A 17,949-nucleotide genomic window follows, 5' to 3' on the forward strand; every position below is an offset into this window, starting at 1 on the left:
TGAGCTTAAACAGGCTGCCCCTGATGCGACATCCGCGTCGCCAGCGGTAGCCAGCACAGCACGATCAACAATCCCATTAAGGTCATCAACAACCCCAGGCTGCCCTGACCGGTTTGCGGCAGCATCGCGGAGAGCGACGCCAGCACGCCGGAACCAATGTTTTGCAGGCCGCCGACCAGCGCACCAGCCGTGCCAGCCAGGAAGGGGAATGGCTCCATTGCGCCGCTGGTTGCCAGCGGAAACAGCATCCCGGCACCGAAAAAGAACAGCGCGGCGGGAACGAGCAACGTCCAGACATTCATCACGCTAAACCAGCCGGGGATCCACATCATCATTCCTGCCAACAGGCAGCAGATAACCGACTGCCACATTAACGTAGAGAAGCGTTTATTCGGTCGACCAGCAAACCATGCGCCGAAGAATGCCGCTGGAATTGGCAGAATAAACAAAATACTGACTGTCATACTGCTTAACCCTAACACTGCACCCATCAACACACCGGAACAGGCTTCGAAAGCGGCAATCCCTGCCAGACCACCAATTAACATCAGCAAATAGCAGTTAAAGCTGCCATTGCCAAAGAGTGTTTTATAACTGGTGAGCAGGCGCGTACGCGGCGCATCGACAGGGCGTGTTTCCGGCATCCAGCGCGCCATGCTGAACGTCACACTGGCACAAAGCACCAGTAAAAACAGATAACAGGCCCGCCAGCTCCACAGGGTATTTAGCAGGCCGCCAATGAGTGGTGCGAGCAACGGACTTACGAGAATCCCCATATTTAACATACTATTAGCGTGACGAAGCTGTGTCCGTTCATATAAATCACGCGGCAATGTACGCGCCATTACGCCGCCGACACCGGTCCCCATCCCCTGAATCGCACTGGCGGCAATTAACACCGTCAGGCTGGAAGTAGTGACTGCCACCAGTGTCGCCAACATAAAAATGGACATTCCGACGAGGATCACCGGGCGGCGTCCCACCCTGTCGGAAATTGGGCCATAAAATAGTTGTGAGATACCGTAGGTCAGCAGATAAGCGCCCATTACGCTCTGCACCGCCCCTTCACGGACGTTGAGATCTTGTGCCATATCGGCAATAGCAGGAATATAAATAGTTTGTGCCATCTGACCGACGGCCACGAGTAATACCAACATCAATAATAAATTGACGTTTCTATGCCTTTTCATTATCACGGACGCTTTTAAAAATATATTTAGAATAAGTTACTACGCATTCGAATAAATGCAGGAGAGGAATCTATCACATTGATAAATGTTAGCCAGATATATATACGGAATGATGAATAACAAAACGGCAGAAAATATAAACAACAGCGGCAATAAATGTTGCCGGAGGGGTCTTTGGCTTAAATAAATACTGTGGGCTGGATAAGATGCGTCAGCATCGCATACCACACCAATCTGCCAGCAGCATATGAAAGGGGAGCGGTTTCCCGCTCCCCTTTAGTGCGGCTTGAATCTGAATCACTTCAGGTATTTCAGAACAGCATCAAGCAGTTGCAGTGCAGCAACAATGAGTTTGAGGATAAGAATGGCAATATCCACCAGGCTCATACGCGTCTCCTGTGGTTCAGGAGCACTGCCAGCTGACGTACCTTTCCGCTGCCTGTTGCCAGCTGTTGCGCACGCGGCTTCTTCAGAAGAAACGTTGTGCTTGTTGACATAACACAGTGTGCTCACGCGGGGTTAAGGCGCTGACGGCACCACCCGTTTCAGCCAGGACTTAGTGCGCCGGGTAACGATGCGGCCCCGCATAACACATTGCGTACAGTGATATTATAGAATTATACTGTACAAATAAACAGTAAAAATTAGACAAAATCAAAACTGTGATCGATACTCAATTATGCGCTAAATAAGTCAAAATTCGTGCCGAAATTGCGCGTTCTGCGCGGAACACGTATACTTCCAGTGTTGACATAACACAGTGTGCTTTGCGGTTACCAGCCGCGGGCGGCTGACAAAACCTCGCTCCGGCGGGGTTTTTTGTTACCTGCGTTTCAGTACAAAACGTGATCGACTCCCCAATTATTCCTTGATGAAAAATTTTCCATTGTCTCCCCTGTAAAGCTGTGCTTGTATAAATATTGTTAAACACAAAACCAACAAGGTCCCCAATGACTACTTCCATGCTCAACGCAAAACTACTACCAACTGCGCCATCCGCCGCAGTGGTCGTCGTGCGTGTGGTGGTGGTCGTCGGCAATACGCCGTAGGGACTGGAACAACACACGATTCCAAAACCCCGCCGGCGCAAACCGGGCGGGGTTTTTCGTTTAAACACCTCCCGGAAAGTCGGCCCAGAAGAAAAGGACTGGAGCATGGCAAGTTCGGGCACAACATCGACACGTAAGCGTTTTACTGGCGCAGAATTTATCGTTCATTTCCTGGAACAGCAGGGCATTAAGATTGTGACGGGGATTCCGGGCGGTTCGATTCTCCCTGTTTACGACGCCTTAAGCCAAAGCACGCAAATCCGCCATATTCTGGCTCGCCATGAACAGGGCGCGGGCTTTATCGCCCAGGGAATGGCGCGTACCGACGGCAAACCGGCGGTCTGTATGGCCTGTAGCGGGCCGGGTGCGACTAACCTGGTGACCGCCATTGCCGATGCGCGGCTGGACTCCATTCCGCTGATTTGCATCACCGGCCAGGTTCCCGCCTCGATGATCGGCACCGACGCCTTCCAGGAAGTGGACACCTACGGCATCTCTATCCCCATCACCAAACACAACTATCTGGTCAGACATATCGAAGAACTCCCGCAGGTCATGAGCGATGCCTTCCGCATCGCGCAATCAGGCCGCCCTGGCCCGGTGTGGATAGACATTCCTAAGGATGTGCAAACGGCGGTTTTTGAAATTGAAGAACAGCCCGCGGCGGCAGAAAAAGCCGCCGCGCCCGCCTTTAGCGAAGAAAGCATTCGTGACGCTGCGGCAATGATTAACGCCGCCAAACGCCCGGTGCTTTATCTGGGGGGCGGTGTCATTAACGCGCCCGCGCGGGTGCATGAACTGGCTGAGAAAGCGCAGCTGCCCACCACCATGACCTTAATGGCGCTGGGCATGTTGCCAAAAGCACATCCGCTGTCGCTGGGCATGCTGGGGATGCACGGCGTGCGCAGCACCAACTATATCTTGCAGGAGGCGGACCTGCTGATTGTTCTCGGTGCGCGTTTTGATGACCGGGCAATTGGCAAAACTGAAGAGTTCTGCCCGAATGCCAAAATTATTCATGTGGATATCGACCGCGCGGAGCTGGGTAAAGTTAAGCAACCGCACGTGGCGATTCAGGCGGATGTTGATGATGTGCTGGCGCAGCTGATCCCACAGGTGGAAGCCCAGCCGCGTACAGAGTGGCACCAACTGGTGGCTGATTTACAACATGAATTCCCGTGTCCTATCCCGAAAGCGTGTGATCCATTAACACATTACGGGCTGATCAACGCCGTTGCCGCCTGTGTCGATGACAACGCGATTATCACCACCGACGTGGGTCAGCATCAGATGTGGACGGCGCAAGCCTATCCGCTCAATCGACCACGTCAGTGGCTGACTTCTGGTGGGCTGGGAACGATGGGCTTCGGTTTACCCGCAGCGATAGGTGCGTCGCTGGCTAACCCGGATCGCAAAGTGTTGTGTTTCTCCGGCGACGGTAGCCTGATGATGAATATTCAGGAGATGGCGACCGCCAGTGAAAACCAGCTGGATGTCAAAATCATACTGATGAATAACGAAGCACTGGGACTGGTGCATCAGCAACAGAGTCTGTTCTACAAGCAGGGTGTTTTTGCGGCCACCTATCCGGGAAAAATCAACTTTATGCAGATTGCCGCCGGGTTCGGCCTCGAAACCTGCGATTTGAATAATGAAACCGATCCGCAGGCGGCATTACAGGAAATTATCAATCGCCCTGGTCCGGCGCTGATCCACGTACGCATTGATGCCGAAGAAAAAGTGTACCCAATGGTGCCGCCAGGCGCGGCAAATACTGAAATGGTGGGGGAATAAGCCATGCAAAACACAACTCATGACAACGTGATTCTGGAACTCACCGTTCGCAACCATCCGGGCGTAATGACCCACGTTTGTGGGCTTTTTGCCCGTCGTGCTTTTAACGTCGAAGGCATTCTTTGTCTGCCGATTCAGAACAGTGATAAAAGCCACATCTGGCTACTGGTCAATGACGATCAGCGACTGGAACAAATGATAAGCCAGATAGACAAACTGGAGGATGTGGTGAAAGTGCAGCGTAATCAGTCTGACCCGACAATGTTTAACAAGATAGCCGTATTTTTTCAGTAACCGCTCAAGGCTTGAACAGTGGCGCGCTTATCGTTAAGGTAAGCGCGTTTTTTTACCCGCCAGGACAAGACCATGATAACCGTTGCCCTTATAGACGATCACCTTATCGTCCGCTCCGGCTTTGCGCAGCTGCTGGGGCTGGAACCTGATTTGCAGGTAGTTGCCGAGTTTGGTTCCGGGCGTGAGGCGCTGACTGGCTTGCCTGGGCGCGGTGTGCAGGTGTGTATTTGCGATATCTCAATGCCGGATATTTCTGGGCTGGAGCTGTTAAGCCAGCTACCGAAAGGTATGGCGACAATTATGCTCTCCGTTCACGACAGTCCGGCGCTGGTTGAACAGGCGCTTAACGCGGGGGCGCGCGGCTTTCTCTCTAAACGCTGTAGCCCGGACGAGCTGATCGCTGCCGTGCATACGGTTGCAACTGGCGGCTGTTATCTGACGCCGGATATCGCTATTAAACTGGCATCGGGCCGTCAGGACCCGCTAACCAAACGCGAACGCCAGGTGGCGGAAAAACTGGCGCAAGGGATGGCGGTGAAAGAGATTGCCGCCGAACTGGGGTTGTCGCCAAAAACTGTGCATGTACATCGTGCCAATCTGATGGAAAAACTGGGCGTCAGCAACGACGTTGAACTGGCGCGGCGCATGTTTGATGGCTGGTGATGAAGACATTTTTCTCCCGCTTAAATACTGTAGTTTCCTGCTTTTTTATCTTCTCTGCCGCATGGTTTTGCCTGTGGAGTATCAGCCTGCACCTGGTTGAACGACCGGATCTGGCGGTATTGCTGTTTCCGTTCGGTCTGCGACTGGGGTTGATGTTGCAATGCCCACGCAGATACTGGCTGGTGCTGATGGGCGCAGAATGGCTGCTGATTTACTGGCTGACGCAGGCGGTTGGGTTAACGCATGATCCGTTATTGATGATCGGTAGTTTGCTGACGTTACTTCCTGTGGCGTTGATTTCCCGTTATCGCCACCAGCGCGACTGGCGCACGTTACTGTTACAGGGCGCGGCACTGACGGCGGCGGCGTTATTACAGTCGTCACCCTGGCTTTGGCATGGGTACGGAAACGAGCCCTGGAACGCCCTACTGATGACCTTAACCGGCGGCCTGACGCTAGCCCCCATTTGCCTGGTGTTCTGGCACTATCTGGCGAATAACACCTGGCTGCCGCTGGGGCCATCGCTGGTTTCCCAGCCGATAAACTGGCGTGGGCGGCATCTGGTCTGGTATTTGCTGTTGTTTGTTATCAGCCTGTGGTTGCAACTGGGGCTGCCGAACGAACTTTCGCGCTTTACCCCGTTTTGTCTGGCGCTGCCGATTATCGCCCTGGCCTGGCACTATGGCTGGCAAGGGGCGCTGATTGCGACGCTGATGAACGCCATCGCGCTGATCGCCAGTCAAACCTGGCGCGATCATCCGGTCGATTTATTGCTTTCGCTGCTGGTGCAAAGCCTCACTGGCCTGTTACTGGGCGCAGGCATCCAGCGGTTGCGTGAACTTAACCAGTCGTTGCAAAAGGAACTGGCGCGTAATCAACATCTTGCCGAGCGGTTGCTTGAAACCGAAGAGAGTGTGCGTCGCGACGTAGCGCGTGAACTGCACGATGATATCGGCCAGACCATCACCGCCATTCGTACTCAGGCTGGCATTGTCCAGCGACTGGCGGCGGATAACGCCAGTGTGAAACAGAGCGGGCAGTTAATTGAACAGTTGTCGCTGGGCGTTTACGACGCGGTGCGCCGCTTGTTAGGGCGGTTACGTCCGCGCCAGTTGGATGATCTGACCCTGGAGCAGGCCATCCGTTCATTGATGCGGGAAATGGAGCTGGAAGGGCGCGGCATTGTCAGTCATCTCGAATGGCGGATAGATGAATCAGCGCTAAGTGAAAACCAGCGCGTAACCCTATTTCGTATCTGTCAGGAGGGGCTGAACAACATTGTGAAACATGCAGATGCCAGTGCGGTTATCCTGCAAGGCTGGCAGCAGGATGAGCGTTTAATGCTGGTGATTGAAGACGATGGTAGTGGTCTGCCGCCAGGTTCCGGGCAGCAAGGTTTTGGCCTCACCGGAATGCGCGAGCGCGTAACCGCGCTGGGTGGCACCTTGACCATCTCCTGCCTGCACGGCACGCGTGTCAGTGTCTCTCTACCTCAACGTTATGTTTAAGGCTTGATGATGTTGCCGTTTCTGAAAGCGCCTGCCGACGCACCGCTGATCAGCGATAAAAGTGAAATTGATGCTCGCTACCGCTATTGGCGTCGGCATATTTTGCTGACCATCTGGCTGGGCTATGCGCTGTTTTACTTCACGCGTAAAAGTTTTAACGCCGCCGTACCAGAAATCCTTGCCAACGGCGTGCTCAGTCGTAGCGACATCGGCCTGTTAGCAACGCTGTTTTACATTACCTACGGCGTATCGAAATTTGTCTCCGGCATTGTCAGTGACCGCTCTAATGCCCGTTATTTTATGGGGATTGGGCTTATTGCCACGGGAATCATCAACATTCTGTTTGGCTTTTCCACCTCGTTGTGGGCGTTTGCCGTGCTGTGGGTGCTGAACGCCTTTTTCCAGGGCTGGGGTTCGCCGGTTTGTGCGCGTCTGTTGACTGCCTGGTATTCTCGTACCGAGCGCGGCGGTTGGTGGGCGCTATGGAATACGGCGCATAACGTCGGCGGCGCATTGATCCCCATCGTGATGGCCGCTGCTGCGGTGCATTATGGCTGGCGTGCCGGGATGATGATTGCCGGTTGTATGGCGATAGTCGTGGGGATTTTTCTTTGTTGGCGGCTGCGCGATCGCCCGCAGGCGTTAGGTTTACCGGCGGTCGGAGAATGGCGGCACGATGCGCTGGAAATCGCCCAACAAGAAGAAGGGGCGGGGCTGACGCGTAAAGAGATCCTCACCAAATATGTGTTGCTGAATCCGTATATCTGGCTGCTTTCGTTCTGTTATGTGCTGGTCTATGTGGTTCGTGCGGCGATCAACGACTGGGGCAACCTGTATATGTCCGAGACGCTGGGCGTCGATCTGGTCACGGCGAATACGGCAGTAACGATGTTTGAACTGGGCGGGTTTATCGGTGCGCTGGTTGCAGGTTGGGGCTCGGACAAACTGTTTAACGGCAACCGTGGGCCGATGAATTTGATTTTTGCTGCGGGGATTTTGCTTTCCGTCGGCTCGCTGTGGTTGATGCCATTTGCCAGCTACGTGATGCAGGCAACCTGCTTCTTCACCATTGGTTTTTTTGTCTTTGGCCCGCAGATGTTAATCGGTATGGCAGCGGCAGAGTGTTCCCACAAAGAGGCGGCAGGTGCGGCGACGGGGTTTGTCGGCTTGTTTGCTTATCTGGGGGCGTCGCTTGCCGGTTGGCCGCTGGCGAAAGTGCTGGATACCTGGCACTGGAGTGGTTTTTTCGTGGTTATCGCCATTGCCGCCGGGGTTTCGGCACTGTTGTTACTGCCCTTTTTGAACGCCCAGTCACCGCGCGAAGCGTGATGCATCTCACTTTTCTACCTCATATCCGGCAAAACTAAGAAATTTTCCTGGTTTTGCCTGGACGCTATCTCAAGCCTGATTTGCTGCAGGTTTTTACAATGCCATCATTCGTTAATTCTTTCCCAAAATAATTCAAGTTGCAGGAACGCGAGCAGCTAAGGCACCTGCGGCCTGAAGTATGAAGGGAAATCAGGAGTAACCCATGCTGGCTTTCTTAAACCAGGTTCGCAAGCCGACCCTGGATCTTCCGCTCGAAGTGCGGCGCAAAATGTGGTTCAAACCGTTCATGCAATCCTATCTGGTGGTCTTTATTGGCTACCTGACGATGTACCTGATTCGCAAGAACTTCAACATCGCACAGAACGACATGATCTCGACCTACGGGTTGAGCATGACGCAGCTGGGGATGATTGGCCTGGGCTTCTCCATCACTTACGGCGTGGGTAAAACGCTGGTTTCCTACTACGCCGACGGCAAAAATACCAAACAATTCCTGCCGTTCATGCTGATCCTCTCCGCTATTTGTATGCTGGGCTTCAGCGCCAGCATGGGCAGCGGCTCGGTTAGCCTGTTCCTGATGATTGCCTTCTACGCCTTAAGCGGTTTTTTCCAGAGCACTGGCGGTTCATGCAGTTACTCCACGATTACTAAATGGACGCCGCGTCGTAAGCGCGGGACCTTCCTCGGTTTCTGGAACATTTCCCACAACCTCGGCGGCGCGGGGGCGGCGGGTGTGGCGCTATTCGGCGCAAATTACCTGTTCGACGGTCACGTGATCGGCATGTTTATCTTCCCGTCGATTATCGCGTTGATTGTCGGTTTTATCGGTCTGCGTTACGGCAGCGACTCCCCTGAAGCGTATGGTCTTGGCAAAGCTGAAGAACTATTCGGTGAAGAGATCAGCGAAGAGGACAAAGAGACGGAATCCACCGACATGACCAAGTGGCAGATCTTTGTCGAATATGTTTTGAAAAACAAAGTGATCTGGCTGCTGTGCTTCGCCAACATCTTCCTGTACGTGGTACGCATTGGTATCGACCAGTGGTCAACCGTGTACGCTTTTCAGGAACTGAAACTTTCTAAATCGGTGGCGATTCAGGGCTTTACGCTATTTGAAGCCGGTGCTCTGGTTGGCACGCTGCTGTGGGGCTGGCTCTCTGACCTGGCGAACGGGCGCCGTGGCCTGGTGGCGTGTATTGCACTGGCGCTGATTATCGCCACGCTTGGTGTATATCAACACGCCAGCAACCAATATATCTATCTGGCTTCTCTCTTTGCATTAGGTTTCCTGGTATTTGGTCCGCAACTGTTGATTGGCGTGGCGGCTGTTGGCTTCGTACCGAAAAAAGCGATCGGCGCTGCCGATGGGATTAAAGGCACTTTCGCCTACCTGATTGGTGACAGCTTTGCCAAATTAGGTCTGGGAATGATTGCCGATGGTACGCCAGTGTTCGGCCTCACCGGCTGGGCAGGCACCTTCGCCGCACTGGATATCGCCGCTATTGGCTGTATCTGCCTGATGGCGATAGTCGCGGTGATGGAAGAACGAAAAATCCGCCGCGAGAAAAAAATTCAGCAGTTGACAGTGGCATAAACGTAACTGGTGACTTTTGCCCGGCATGACGCCGGGCTTTTTTTTATTATTCCGTGACTTCCAGTGTGGTGAAGGCAAACTTCTCGCCATCAAACAGCCCCTGACTGGTCAGTTTCAATGCGGGGATCACCGGCAGGGAAAGAAACGCCATCTGAATAAACGGTTCGTCGGGTAACGGACCACATTCACGGGCAGCGACTTTTAATGCGTCAATTTGCTCTGCCAGCGACTGCGCCGTGTCGGTGCTCATCAGCCCGGCAATGGGCAACGGTAGATGACTCTGTACCTGGCCGTTACGGACCACGCACAGCCCGCCGCCATCCTGAATCACCTGATTGACCGCCAGCGCCATCTCTTCTGCGCTACGACCGATCACCACAATATTATGGCTGTCATGGCTGACTGTCGCCGCCAGCGCGCCTTCATTCAGGCCAAAGCCGCCGAGCAAACCACAGGCCGGAGCCAGACGTTGCCCGTAACGCTCAAGTACGGCAATAAAGCACACATCATCGCGATCAAAACCATTTTCGCTGTAGACGCTGGAGCGGGAGTGCGTGATCAGTTCGTTATGGATGACATCAATGACACGATAGCGTTTTCCGGGGGTAAATTGCAGGGCAAAGTCGCTGGCGGAAACTGGCTGGCGATCAATGGTATTGCCATATGGCGGGGCGGATTGTGCCAGTCTCGCAGACTCTTCTGCCTGTAAGGTTTGTGCGTCAATCGGTTCGCCTTTCACCAGTACCTGTTGCACTGTGACTTTACGCGCGTCACTTAACAGGACAATGTCGGCCTGCTTGCCGGGAGCCAGTAAACCGAGGTGATTCAGACCAAAATGGCGCGCCGTCGACCAGCTGGCTACGCGATATGCCACATGCAGCGGCACATTGTGTTGTTCAATCAGGCGGCGAATTAAGGCGTCGATATGCCCTTCGTGAGCGATTTCCCACGGGTTACGGTCATCAGTACAAAGCATGCACTGTGGGCTGTTAAATTCGGTGATCAACGAAGCCAGCGCGTTGAGATTGCGGGCAGCGGACCCTTCGCGGATCATCAACGACATGCCGAGTTGTAATTTCCGACGGCCTTCTTCCAGTTGATAACTTTCGTGGCAGTTTTCAATACCCGCGGCAATATAGGCGTTAAGTTCTTTACCGCTTAGACCGGGGCAGTGACCATCCAGTGTCAGATGACGAAAGGCATCCAGTTTATCGAGCAGCGCATTTTGTCCGCTAATTACGCCAGGGTAGTCCATCATTTCGGCAAGACCGGTAACCTGCGGATGGTCGCGCCAGGCGAGCATCTGTTCGAGGGTAAAACTGGCACCGTTAACATCGCAGCCTTCCAGGGCGGGTACGCAAGAGCTGACCTGCAAATACTGGTTTTGCTTTGCCTGTTCGGCACAGCGAGCAAACCAGGCAAACCCTGCTTCGCCCATCACGTTGACGATTTCATGAGGGTCGCAAATAACAGTCGTCAGGCCGCGCGGCAGAGTGGCGGTTTCAAAGGTGACAGGGGTCATCATGCTGGATTCAATATGCAGGTGTGCATCAATAAACCCCGGTACTGCCGTTGCGCCGTGGGCGTCAATTCGGCGCGAAGCCGGAGCATCAGCGTATTCTGCGCCGACACCGGCAATGTAACGTCCTTTAATCACGATTGGGCCGGGAATTTCTCCGCCATTGATCAGATCCAGAATAGAGACATTATCAATAATATAATCGGCAGCGGCTTCGCCACGGGAAACGGCTAACAATTCCTGGTATTCGCTCCGACTAATGTAATGAAATTTATGGCTAATAGAATTGTTCATATTTTTCTCATTTTGATTTTATCAATTTGATTATTATTTATCATAAAGAAACGTCGCGAGATTATTAAAGAATATCCATTAATGTGCAATTGAAATGTGATAATTATCACTGAACCGTTGTTGTCATTTGTTTTACAAAAGCAAGGGATTAAATCTCCTCCAATGGACAAAAAAATGAATAATGACAATACCGATTACGTGAGTAATGAATCAGGGACGCTTTCGCGATTATTTAAACTTCCTCAACATGGGACCACCGTCCGCACAGAATTGATTGCGGGGATGACCACTTTTTTAACCATGGTGTACATCGTTTTTGTTAACCCGCAAATTCTTGGCGCAGCGCAAATGGACCCAAAGGTGGTGTTTGTTACTACCTGTTTGATTGCGGGCATTGGCAGTATTGCGATGGGAGTTTTTGCTAATCTTCCCGTCGCGCTGGCGCCTGCGATGGGGCTGAATGCGTTTTTCGCCTTCGTGGTGGTGGGGGCGATGGGGATCTCCTGGCAGACCGGGATGGGAGCCATATTCTGGGGCGCAATTGGGCTATTTTTGCTGACTCTTTTTCGTATCCGTTACTGGATGATCTCCAACATTCCGTTAAGTTTACGTATTGGTATCACCAGTGGTATCGGGCTATTTATTGCCTTAATGGGATTAAAAAATACCGGTGTTATTGTCGCCAATAAAGACACGCTGGTGATGATTGGTGATTTAAGTTCCCACGGCGTGTTGTTAGGTATTTTAGGTTTTTTTATTATAACCGTGTTGTCATCGCGTAATTTTCATGCGGCGGTGTTGGTTTCTATCGTCGTCACTTCCTGCTGTGGATTATTTTTCGGAGATGTTCATTTCAGCGGAATCTATTCTATTCCACCTGATATTAGCGGTGTTATTGGCGAAGTTGATTTGAGCGGGGCATTATCGCTTGAGCTTGCCGGTATCATTTTCTCCTTTATGTTGATCAACCTATTTGATTCATCAGGAACATTAATTGGTGTAACTGATAAAGCTGGCTTAATAGATAGTAACGGTAAATTCCCTAACATGAATAAGGCGCTATATGTTGATAGCGTGAGTTCGGTGGCTGGCGCGTTTATCGGAACTTCCTCTGTTACCGCCTATATTGAAAGTACTTCTGGCGTGGCGGTCGGCGGTCGCACGGGGCTGACTGCGGTTGTTGTTGGCGTTATGTTCCTGTTAGTTATGTTCTTCTCGCCGCTGGTGGCGATGGTTCCACCTTACGCCACCGCCGGGGCGTTAATCTTTGTTGGCGTGTTGATGACCTCAAGTCTGGCGCGCGTTAACTGGGATGATTTTACTGAATCGGTACCCGCATTTATCACCACGGTGATGATGCCCTTTACGTTCTCGATCACTGAAGGGATTGCGCTCGGCTTTATGTCCTACTGCATCATGAAAGTGTGTACTGGTCGCTGGCGTGATCTGAATCTATGTGTGGTGGTTGTAGCGGCATTGTTTGCGCTGAAAATCATCCTGGTGGATTAGTATCTGATAAGCGTTTCCAGATATCATGAGTGCCGATTACGCAGGAGAACTCATGATCTGGATAATGCTCGCTACGCTGGCGGTGGTGTTTGTGGTTGGTTTTCGGGTGCTGACATCCGGGGCCAGAAAAGCGATTCGCCGCCTCAGCGATCGGCTGAATATTGATGTTGTACCCGTTGAGTCAATGGTCGATCAAATGGGAAAGTCAGCCGGTGACGAATTTTTACGTTATCTGCATCGCCCGGATGAGTCGCACCTGCAAAATGCCGCGCAGGTGTTGCTTATCTGGCAGGTTGTCATTGTCGATGGTAGCGAACAGAACCTGCTGCAATGGCATCGGATTTTACAAAAAGCCCGCCTTGCCGCGCCGATTACCGATGCTCAGGTCAGGCTGGCGCTGGGTTTTCTGCGCGAAATAGAGCCTGAAATGCAGGAGATTAATGCATTCCAGATGCGCTACAACGCGTTTTTTCAGCCTGCTGAGGGCGTTTACTGGCTGCATTAAAACCGCTTTGCCTGATGCGACGCTGGCGCGTCTTATCAGGCCTACATACCCACGTCTAACCTGTAGGGCAAATAAGGCGTTCACGCCGTATCTGCTATCGGATCTGACAGTAGGCGGACGCATTCTCTACGTTCTATTTACAGCAGCACCTCTAGCCCGTGTTTTTGCACAATACTAAGTAGTTTTAATGACATACCGCTGGGGCGTTTAGCGCCACTTTCCCATTTTTGTACAGTTGAAACGCTGGTATTGAGATAGTGAGCGAAGACGGGTTGACTTACTTTTAATTTTTCCCGCAGTGCTTTTATCTCAACAGGTTGTAAGTCTGGCACGCTGGTCAGGCAGGCTTTGTCAAAAGTACGCATTGTTTCGGCAGAAATGGCATCAACGCTGGACAATCCAGCCGCCGCGCTGTGAATGGCCTCAAATGCAGGACTTTTGAATTTAGTTTTTGCAGTCATAGCAGATCTCTGTCCGTTCTTTACTGTTAATCATTGCCGTCAGTTGGGCTTTCGTAAGGAAGGCATAATGCTTTGCGAGTTCACGAAATCCAGACAGTTCCTGACTATTGATGTTCGACATATCCTGTTTGGCATATAAAAACGTGTAAAACCAATTGTTACCCCCTTTCGCCAGAATAATTGCACGTTCACGATTTTGGTGAAGGCGCTTTTTAAAAACGCCACCACCAAGCGCATCAGCTTTACCCTGATCTGTTTCTAAAATGGCCCGGCATAACTCTTCATCTGTTATTGCATGAGACTTCGCTTCCCTTGCAAACCATTTGGTTTTAAACACGCGTATATCGTTGATGTCCTGTCATTAAAGTATATCACTAAGTGCGATACTTTATCCTTATTCCCAACCAAATCGCGAAAATGCATATCACCTTGCCATATGATTTTTATTTCCTCGAGCAGCCTCGAATTTTTCCCACAACATCGTAAAAGTTGCAAAAACGTTAAATGCATCACACATTTCAATGTTAAACTGGTCGGCTTTTCCCCTGAAACATGCCACGGGTAACACCATGAGTGAATATATCGAAGAAAACCGCGGCGCGGACGCCATTAACCGACCGAACTGGTCAGCCGTTTTCTCGGTGGCGTTTTGCGTCGCCTGTCTGATTATCGTTGAGTTTTTGCCCGTCAGTTTGTTGACGCCGATGGCGCACGATTTAGGCATTTCGGAAGGGGTTGCCGGGCAATCGGTGACTGTAACCGCTTTTGTGGCGATGTTTGCCAGTTTGTTTATTACCCAGACCATTCAGGCCACTGACCGCCGCTACGTTGTCATTCTGTTCGCCGTTTTGCTGACGCTTTCCTGCTTACTGGTTTCCTTTGCCAGCTCATTCAGTCTGCTGTTAATCGGTCGCGCCTGTCTGGGGCTGGCACTGGGCGGATTCTGGGCGATGTCGGCGTCGCTGACCATGCGCCTGGTACCGCCTCGTACGGTGCCGAAGGCGCTGTCGGTGATCTTCGGCGCGGTGTCCATTGCGCTGGTAATTGCCGCGCCATTGGGCAGTTTTTTAGGCGAGCTTATCGGTTGGCGCAATGTCTTTAATGCGGCGGCGGTGATGGGCGTGCTGTGTATTATCTGGATTATCAAATCATTGCCTTCGCTGCCTGGCGAACCGTCACATCAGAAACAAAATACCTTTCGCCTGTTGCAGCGTCCGGGGGTGATGGCCGGGATGATCGCCATCTTTATGTCCTTCGCCGGGCAGTTTGCTTTTTTCACTTATATTCGCCCAGTGTATATGAATCTGGCGGGATTCGGTGTTGATGGCTTAACGCTGGTGCTGTTGAGTTTTGGTATCGCCAGCTTTGTTGGTACATCGCTTTCGTCGTTTATTCTCAAACGTTCGGTGAAACTGGCCTTAGCGGGCGCACCGTTTGTGCTCGCCCTGAGCGCGCTGGTACTGACGCTGTGGGGAAGCGATAAAATTGTTGCTACTGGTGTGGCGATTATCTGGGGGCTGACCTTTGCTTTAATTCCCGTTGGCTGGTCAACGTGGATCACTCGCTCATTGGCCGATCAGGCAGAAAAGGCTGGGTCTATTCAGGTGGCCGTTATTCAGCTTGCCAATACCTGCGGTGCGGCAATCGGCGGTTATGCGTTGGATAACATTGGTCTGACTTCGCCGCTGATGTTGTCCGGCACATTGATGTTGCTGACTGCATTGTTGGTTACTGCAAAGGTGAAAATGAAGAAATCCTGATATCAGGTAAAGAAGCGTTGGTCAGTGGTTGTTGCCGTTCTTACATATCCGGGCATTCTACCTTACCCAACGCTTCCCAATAATTGCTCTGATTATTACGTTCCATCGCCACGATGGCCTCGCGTATGTGTTGTTTATTGTTTTCATCTGACAACATTAACTTTTCCCACGCTTCATCTGATAACGATGCCTGTGGGGTACAAATTTTTCGCAAATCCTCTAATACCGTATTTTTCTCTTTCGCCGATTGTAGCGAGCTAAAAGGCGACTCGGCATACACGATACCTGGCATCGCGAAAACAGCGAAAATAAGAAGCAGCGTCGTTGATTTCATGAGTTCCACCTTTTTACAAATGGCATCGAATGAAGCATAAGTGTAGTTTGCTTTCATCGCTCTCATCATGCTGTACGAAACGCGCTTGCGTGGTCAGTAAGAAGTGCCAGACCTTATATTCCACTTTTATTCCTTTTTATTCTTATCGATAGCGTTTCGTTTTTTAAACCGCAGCGACCTTACCGCTATAGTCAGGTAATCATTAATAAAAGGATAAAAAAATGAAACTGACAACACATCATCTACGGACAGGGGCAGCATTATTACTGGCGGGGATCCTGCTGGCAGGCTGCGACCAGCAAAACAGCGATGCAAAACACATTAAAGTTGGCGTCATTAACGGTGCCGAACAGGATGTGGCAGAAGTCGCTAAAAAAGTGGCCAAAGAGAAGTATGGTCTTGAAGTTGAATTGGTTGGATTTAGTGGTTCGTTGTTGCCGAACGATGCAACTAATCAGGGTGAACTGGATGCCAATGTCTTCCAGCATCGTCCTTTCCTTGAACAGGATAATCAGGCGCACGGTTACAAACTGGTGGCGGTAGGAAATACCTTTGTCTTCCCCATGGCAGGCTATTCGAAAAAAATTAAAACAGTCGATCAGCTAAAAGAAGGAGCGACAGTAGCGATTCCGAATGATCCAACCAATCTGGGTCGTGCGCTGTTACTGTTGCAAAAAGAGAAACTTATTACCTTAAAAGAGGGGAAAGGTTTACTGCCAACGGCGTTGGATATTATTGAGAATCCACGCCATTTGCAGATCATGGAGCTGGAAGGGGCACAGTTGCCACGTGTACTGGACGACCCGAAAGTGGATGTAGCGATTATCAGCACCACTTACATCCAGCAAACAGGACTTTCTCCGGTTAACGACAGCGTATTTATTGAAGATAAAAATTCACCGTATGTGAACATTCTGGTGGCGCGGGAAGATAATAAGGATGCAGAAAACGTGAAGGAGTTTCTGCAATCTTATCAGTCACCAGAAGTTGCTAAAGCGGCAGAAACCCTCTTTAACGGTGGCGCGGTGCCTGGCTGGTAATGATCAACCGTGCCGCGCCGGACGATTACATTTTTCTGGCGCGGCGGCGGGAATCCATTGAAATCAAAATCACCGATGACAGAATCAGTAGCGTTCCCAGCCAATCTGGTAATGTGAAGGTGATCCCCAGCAACAGCAAAGAGAGCAGCGCGCTACTTAATGGTTCTGCACAACTCAAAATACTGGCTTTCGGCCCGCCAATTAACTGTGCACCTTTCAGATACAGACTAAAGGTCAGCGAAGTTCCAATTACCACCAGATAGAAAAAAGCCAGAATCAGGCTGCCATTAACCACGAAATTTGTTCCTTGCCCGGCATAAAAGGGCAGCAGGACCAGCCCACCAATGAGCATACTCCAGCCGACCACGGGCAGCGTGCCGTAACGGGCAATGAGCGTTGAGGGGTATGTCGTATAGAATGCGGCAGCAAAGGCTGAAGCAACTCCCCAGAACAGCGCAGCAGGAGAGATCGACAACGATGTTGGATTACCGTGGGTGACCAGCAAAAATGTGCCTATCAGGGAGGTCAAAATCGCGGTAAATACCAGAATACCGGGGCGCGATTTTCGTACCAGTGAGAACCAGGCCACGATAATCGTTGGTGATAAAAATTGCAGCACCGTTGCTGTAGCTGCATTGGATTTTTCAATCGTCAGTAAGAAAGTTAGCTGGACGGTCAGGGCGCCAACAATGGAAAAAATAAGCAGGCTGATGGCATCTTTATGATTCTTAATGATTGAGAAGACTTTATCGCCGTGGATAAAAGAGAGCGTCAGCAGAATAAATCCGGCAAATATCAGTCGCGTCATGGTCAGAAACTGCGATGACATCTGACTTTGCTCCATGATGTATTGCGCGCAAACGCCTGAACTTCCCCATAATACGGCGGCAATCAGAACGTTCATCATCCCCTTTCTGGTGGAACCCATTTTTCCCTCTGCATACTGTTTTGTCGTTTATGTATGCAGGCATGATAGCAAAAATGGTGAGAATGACCCCTTCCGGTAAATCAGTCATTTGATGGGGCGAACATTTATGAAACGAGTGAAATACTTGTTAAACCGTCAGGTTATGACGTTATCATTTTGTTCAGACAGCGTGCTACTG

The 17,949-nt window shown here is 51.2% G+C and carries 17 protein-coding genes and 1 pseudogene; 11 read left to right on the forward strand and 7 right to left on the reverse strand.

All coding sequences use genetic code 11. The annotated features are described in order from the left end of the window. Positions 1–5: 5 nt before the first annotated feature. The gene (emrD, locus tag FEM44_RS10265; protein WP_130206777.1) at positions 6–1,190 is read right to left on the reverse strand and encodes a multidrug efflux MFS transporter EmrD; all 1,185 of its coding nucleotides are present in this window, start codon (positions 1,188–1,190) and stop codon (positions 6–8) included. Positions 1,191–1,487: 297 nt separating this feature from the next. After that, positions 1,488–1,577 (reverse strand): type I toxin-antitoxin system toxin TisB, encoded by a 90-nt coding sequence (gene tisB / locus FEM44_RS10270; RefSeq protein ID WP_000060506.1) that lies wholly within the window; start codon positions 1,575–1,577, stop codon positions 1,488–1,490. Between the two features lie 563 nt (positions 1,578–2,140). On the opposite strand from tisB, the gene ivbL reads away from it, so the two are divergent. The 7 genes from ivbL (at position 2,141) to uhpT (ending at position 9,421) form a co-directional block, all read left to right on the forward strand. Further along, positions 2,141–2,239 (forward strand): ilvB operon leader peptide IvbL, encoded by a 99-nt coding sequence (gene ivbL / locus FEM44_RS10275; RefSeq protein ID WP_135523334.1) that lies wholly within the window; start codon positions 2,141–2,143, stop codon positions 2,237–2,239. A gap of 105 nt (positions 2,240–2,344) precedes the next feature. After that, positions 2,345–4,033 (forward strand): acetolactate synthase large subunit, encoded by a 1,689-nt coding sequence (ilvB, locus tag FEM44_RS10280; protein WP_135523333.1) that lies wholly within the window; start codon positions 2,345–2,347, stop codon positions 4,031–4,033. A 3-nt stretch (positions 4,034–4,036) separates the two neighbouring features. Continuing rightward, positions 4,037–4,327, forward strand: a complete 291-nt coding sequence (ilvN, locus tag FEM44_RS10285) for an acetolactate synthase small subunit (RefSeq protein WP_104920000.1) — start codon at positions 4,037–4,039, stop codon at positions 4,325–4,327. Between the two features lie 72 nt (positions 4,328–4,399). After that, positions 4,400–4,990 carry a transcriptional regulator UhpA gene (gene uhpA / locus FEM44_RS10290; RefSeq protein ID WP_047612689.1) on the forward strand — a complete coding sequence of 197 codons (591 nt, stop codon included), beginning with the start codon at positions 4,400–4,402 and terminating at the stop codon, positions 4,988–4,990. Further along, a complete protein-coding gene (uhpB, locus tag FEM44_RS10295; RefSeq protein ID WP_130261101.1) occupies positions 4,990–6,498 on the forward strand; it encodes a signal transduction histidine-protein kinase/phosphatase UhpB in 1,509 nt (502 codons plus the stop codon). Before uhpA ends, uhpB begins: the two co-directional genes overlap by 1 nt. 9 nt (positions 6,499–6,507) lie before the next feature. Beyond that, positions 6,508–7,827, forward strand: a complete 1,320-nt coding sequence (uhpC, locus tag FEM44_RS10300) for an MFS transporter family glucose-6-phosphate receptor UhpC (RefSeq protein ID WP_135523373.1) — start codon at positions 6,508–6,510, stop codon at positions 7,825–7,827. 202 nt (positions 7,828–8,029) lie between these two features. Beyond that, a complete protein-coding gene (uhpT, locus tag FEM44_RS10305; RefSeq protein WP_130261100.1) occupies positions 8,030–9,421 on the forward strand; it encodes a hexose-6-phosphate:phosphate antiporter in 1,392 nt (463 codons plus the stop codon). A 46-nt stretch (positions 9,422–9,467) separates the two neighbouring features. Here the strand turns inward: uhpT and adeD are convergent, their stop codons facing one another. Then, positions 9,468–11,234: an adenine deaminase gene (adeD, locus tag FEM44_RS10310; protein ID WP_135523332.1), complete on the reverse strand. Its 1,767-nt coding sequence runs from the start codon at positions 11,232–11,234 to the stop codon at positions 9,468–9,470. A 174-nt stretch (positions 11,235–11,408) separates the two neighbouring features. Here adeD and adeQ point away from each other — a divergent pair, with 174 nt between their 5' ends. Both adeQ and FEM44_RS10320 read left to right on the forward strand, forming a co-directional pair. Beyond that, positions 11,409–12,743, forward strand: a complete 1,335-nt coding sequence (gene adeQ / locus FEM44_RS10315; RefSeq protein ID WP_135523331.1) for an adenine permease AdeQ — start codon at positions 11,409–11,411, stop codon at positions 12,741–12,743. Positions 12,744–12,795: 52 nt separating this feature from the next. Next, a complete protein-coding gene (locus FEM44_RS10320) occupies positions 12,796–13,248 on the forward strand; it encodes a DUF1198 domain-containing protein (RefSeq protein ID WP_130222486.1) in 453 nt (150 codons plus the stop codon). A gap of 137 nt (positions 13,249–13,385) precedes the next feature. On the opposite strand, the gene FEM44_RS10325 is transcribed toward FEM44_RS10320, so the two are convergent. Both FEM44_RS10325 and FEM44_RS10330 read right to left on the reverse strand, forming a co-directional pair. Beyond that, the gene (locus FEM44_RS10325) at positions 13,386–13,709 is read right to left on the reverse strand and encodes a helix-turn-helix domain-containing protein (RefSeq protein ID WP_130206761.1); all 324 of its coding nucleotides are present in this window, start codon (positions 13,707–13,709) and stop codon (positions 13,386–13,388) included. Continuing rightward, positions 13,693–14,046 (reverse strand): type II toxin-antitoxin system RelE/ParE family toxin, encoded by a 354-nt coding sequence (locus FEM44_RS10330; RefSeq protein WP_135523330.1) that lies wholly within the window; start codon positions 14,044–14,046, stop codon positions 13,693–13,695. Before FEM44_RS10330 ends, FEM44_RS10325 begins: the two co-directional genes overlap by 17 nt. 232 nt (positions 14,047–14,278) lie before the next feature. On the opposite strand from FEM44_RS10330, the gene nepI reads away from it, so the two are divergent. Then, entirely contained in the window at positions 14,279–15,469 is a 1,191-nt protein-coding gene (gene nepI / locus FEM44_RS10340; RefSeq protein ID WP_135523329.1) for a purine ribonucleoside efflux pump NepI, read from the forward strand. 40 nt (positions 15,470–15,509) lie between these two features. Here the strand turns inward: nepI and yicS are convergent, their stop codons facing one another. Further along, positions 15,510–15,803: a protein YicS gene (gene yicS, locus FEM44_RS10345; RefSeq protein ID WP_135523328.1), complete on the reverse strand. Its 294-nt coding sequence runs from the start codon at positions 15,801–15,803 to the stop codon at positions 15,510–15,512. Positions 15,804–16,024: 221 nt separating this feature from the next. Between yicS and nlpA the strand changes: the two genes are divergently transcribed. Further along, complete coding sequence (nlpA, locus tag FEM44_RS10350; RefSeq protein ID WP_135523327.1) at positions 16,025–16,843, forward strand: lipoprotein NlpA; 819 nt, start codon at positions 16,025–16,027, stop codon at positions 16,841–16,843. Positions 16,844–16,846: 3 nt separating this feature from the next. Here nlpA and FEM44_RS10355 read toward each other — a convergent pair. Further along, positions 16,847–17,771, reverse strand: a pseudogene (locus tag FEM44_RS10355) (carboxylate/amino acid/amine transporter). Positions 17,772–17,949: the final 178 nt, after the last annotated feature.

Source organism: Escherichia sp. E4742, from assembly GCF_005843885.1.
Classification (GTDB): domain Bacteria; phylum Pseudomonadota; class Gammaproteobacteria; order Enterobacterales; family Enterobacteriaceae; genus Escherichia.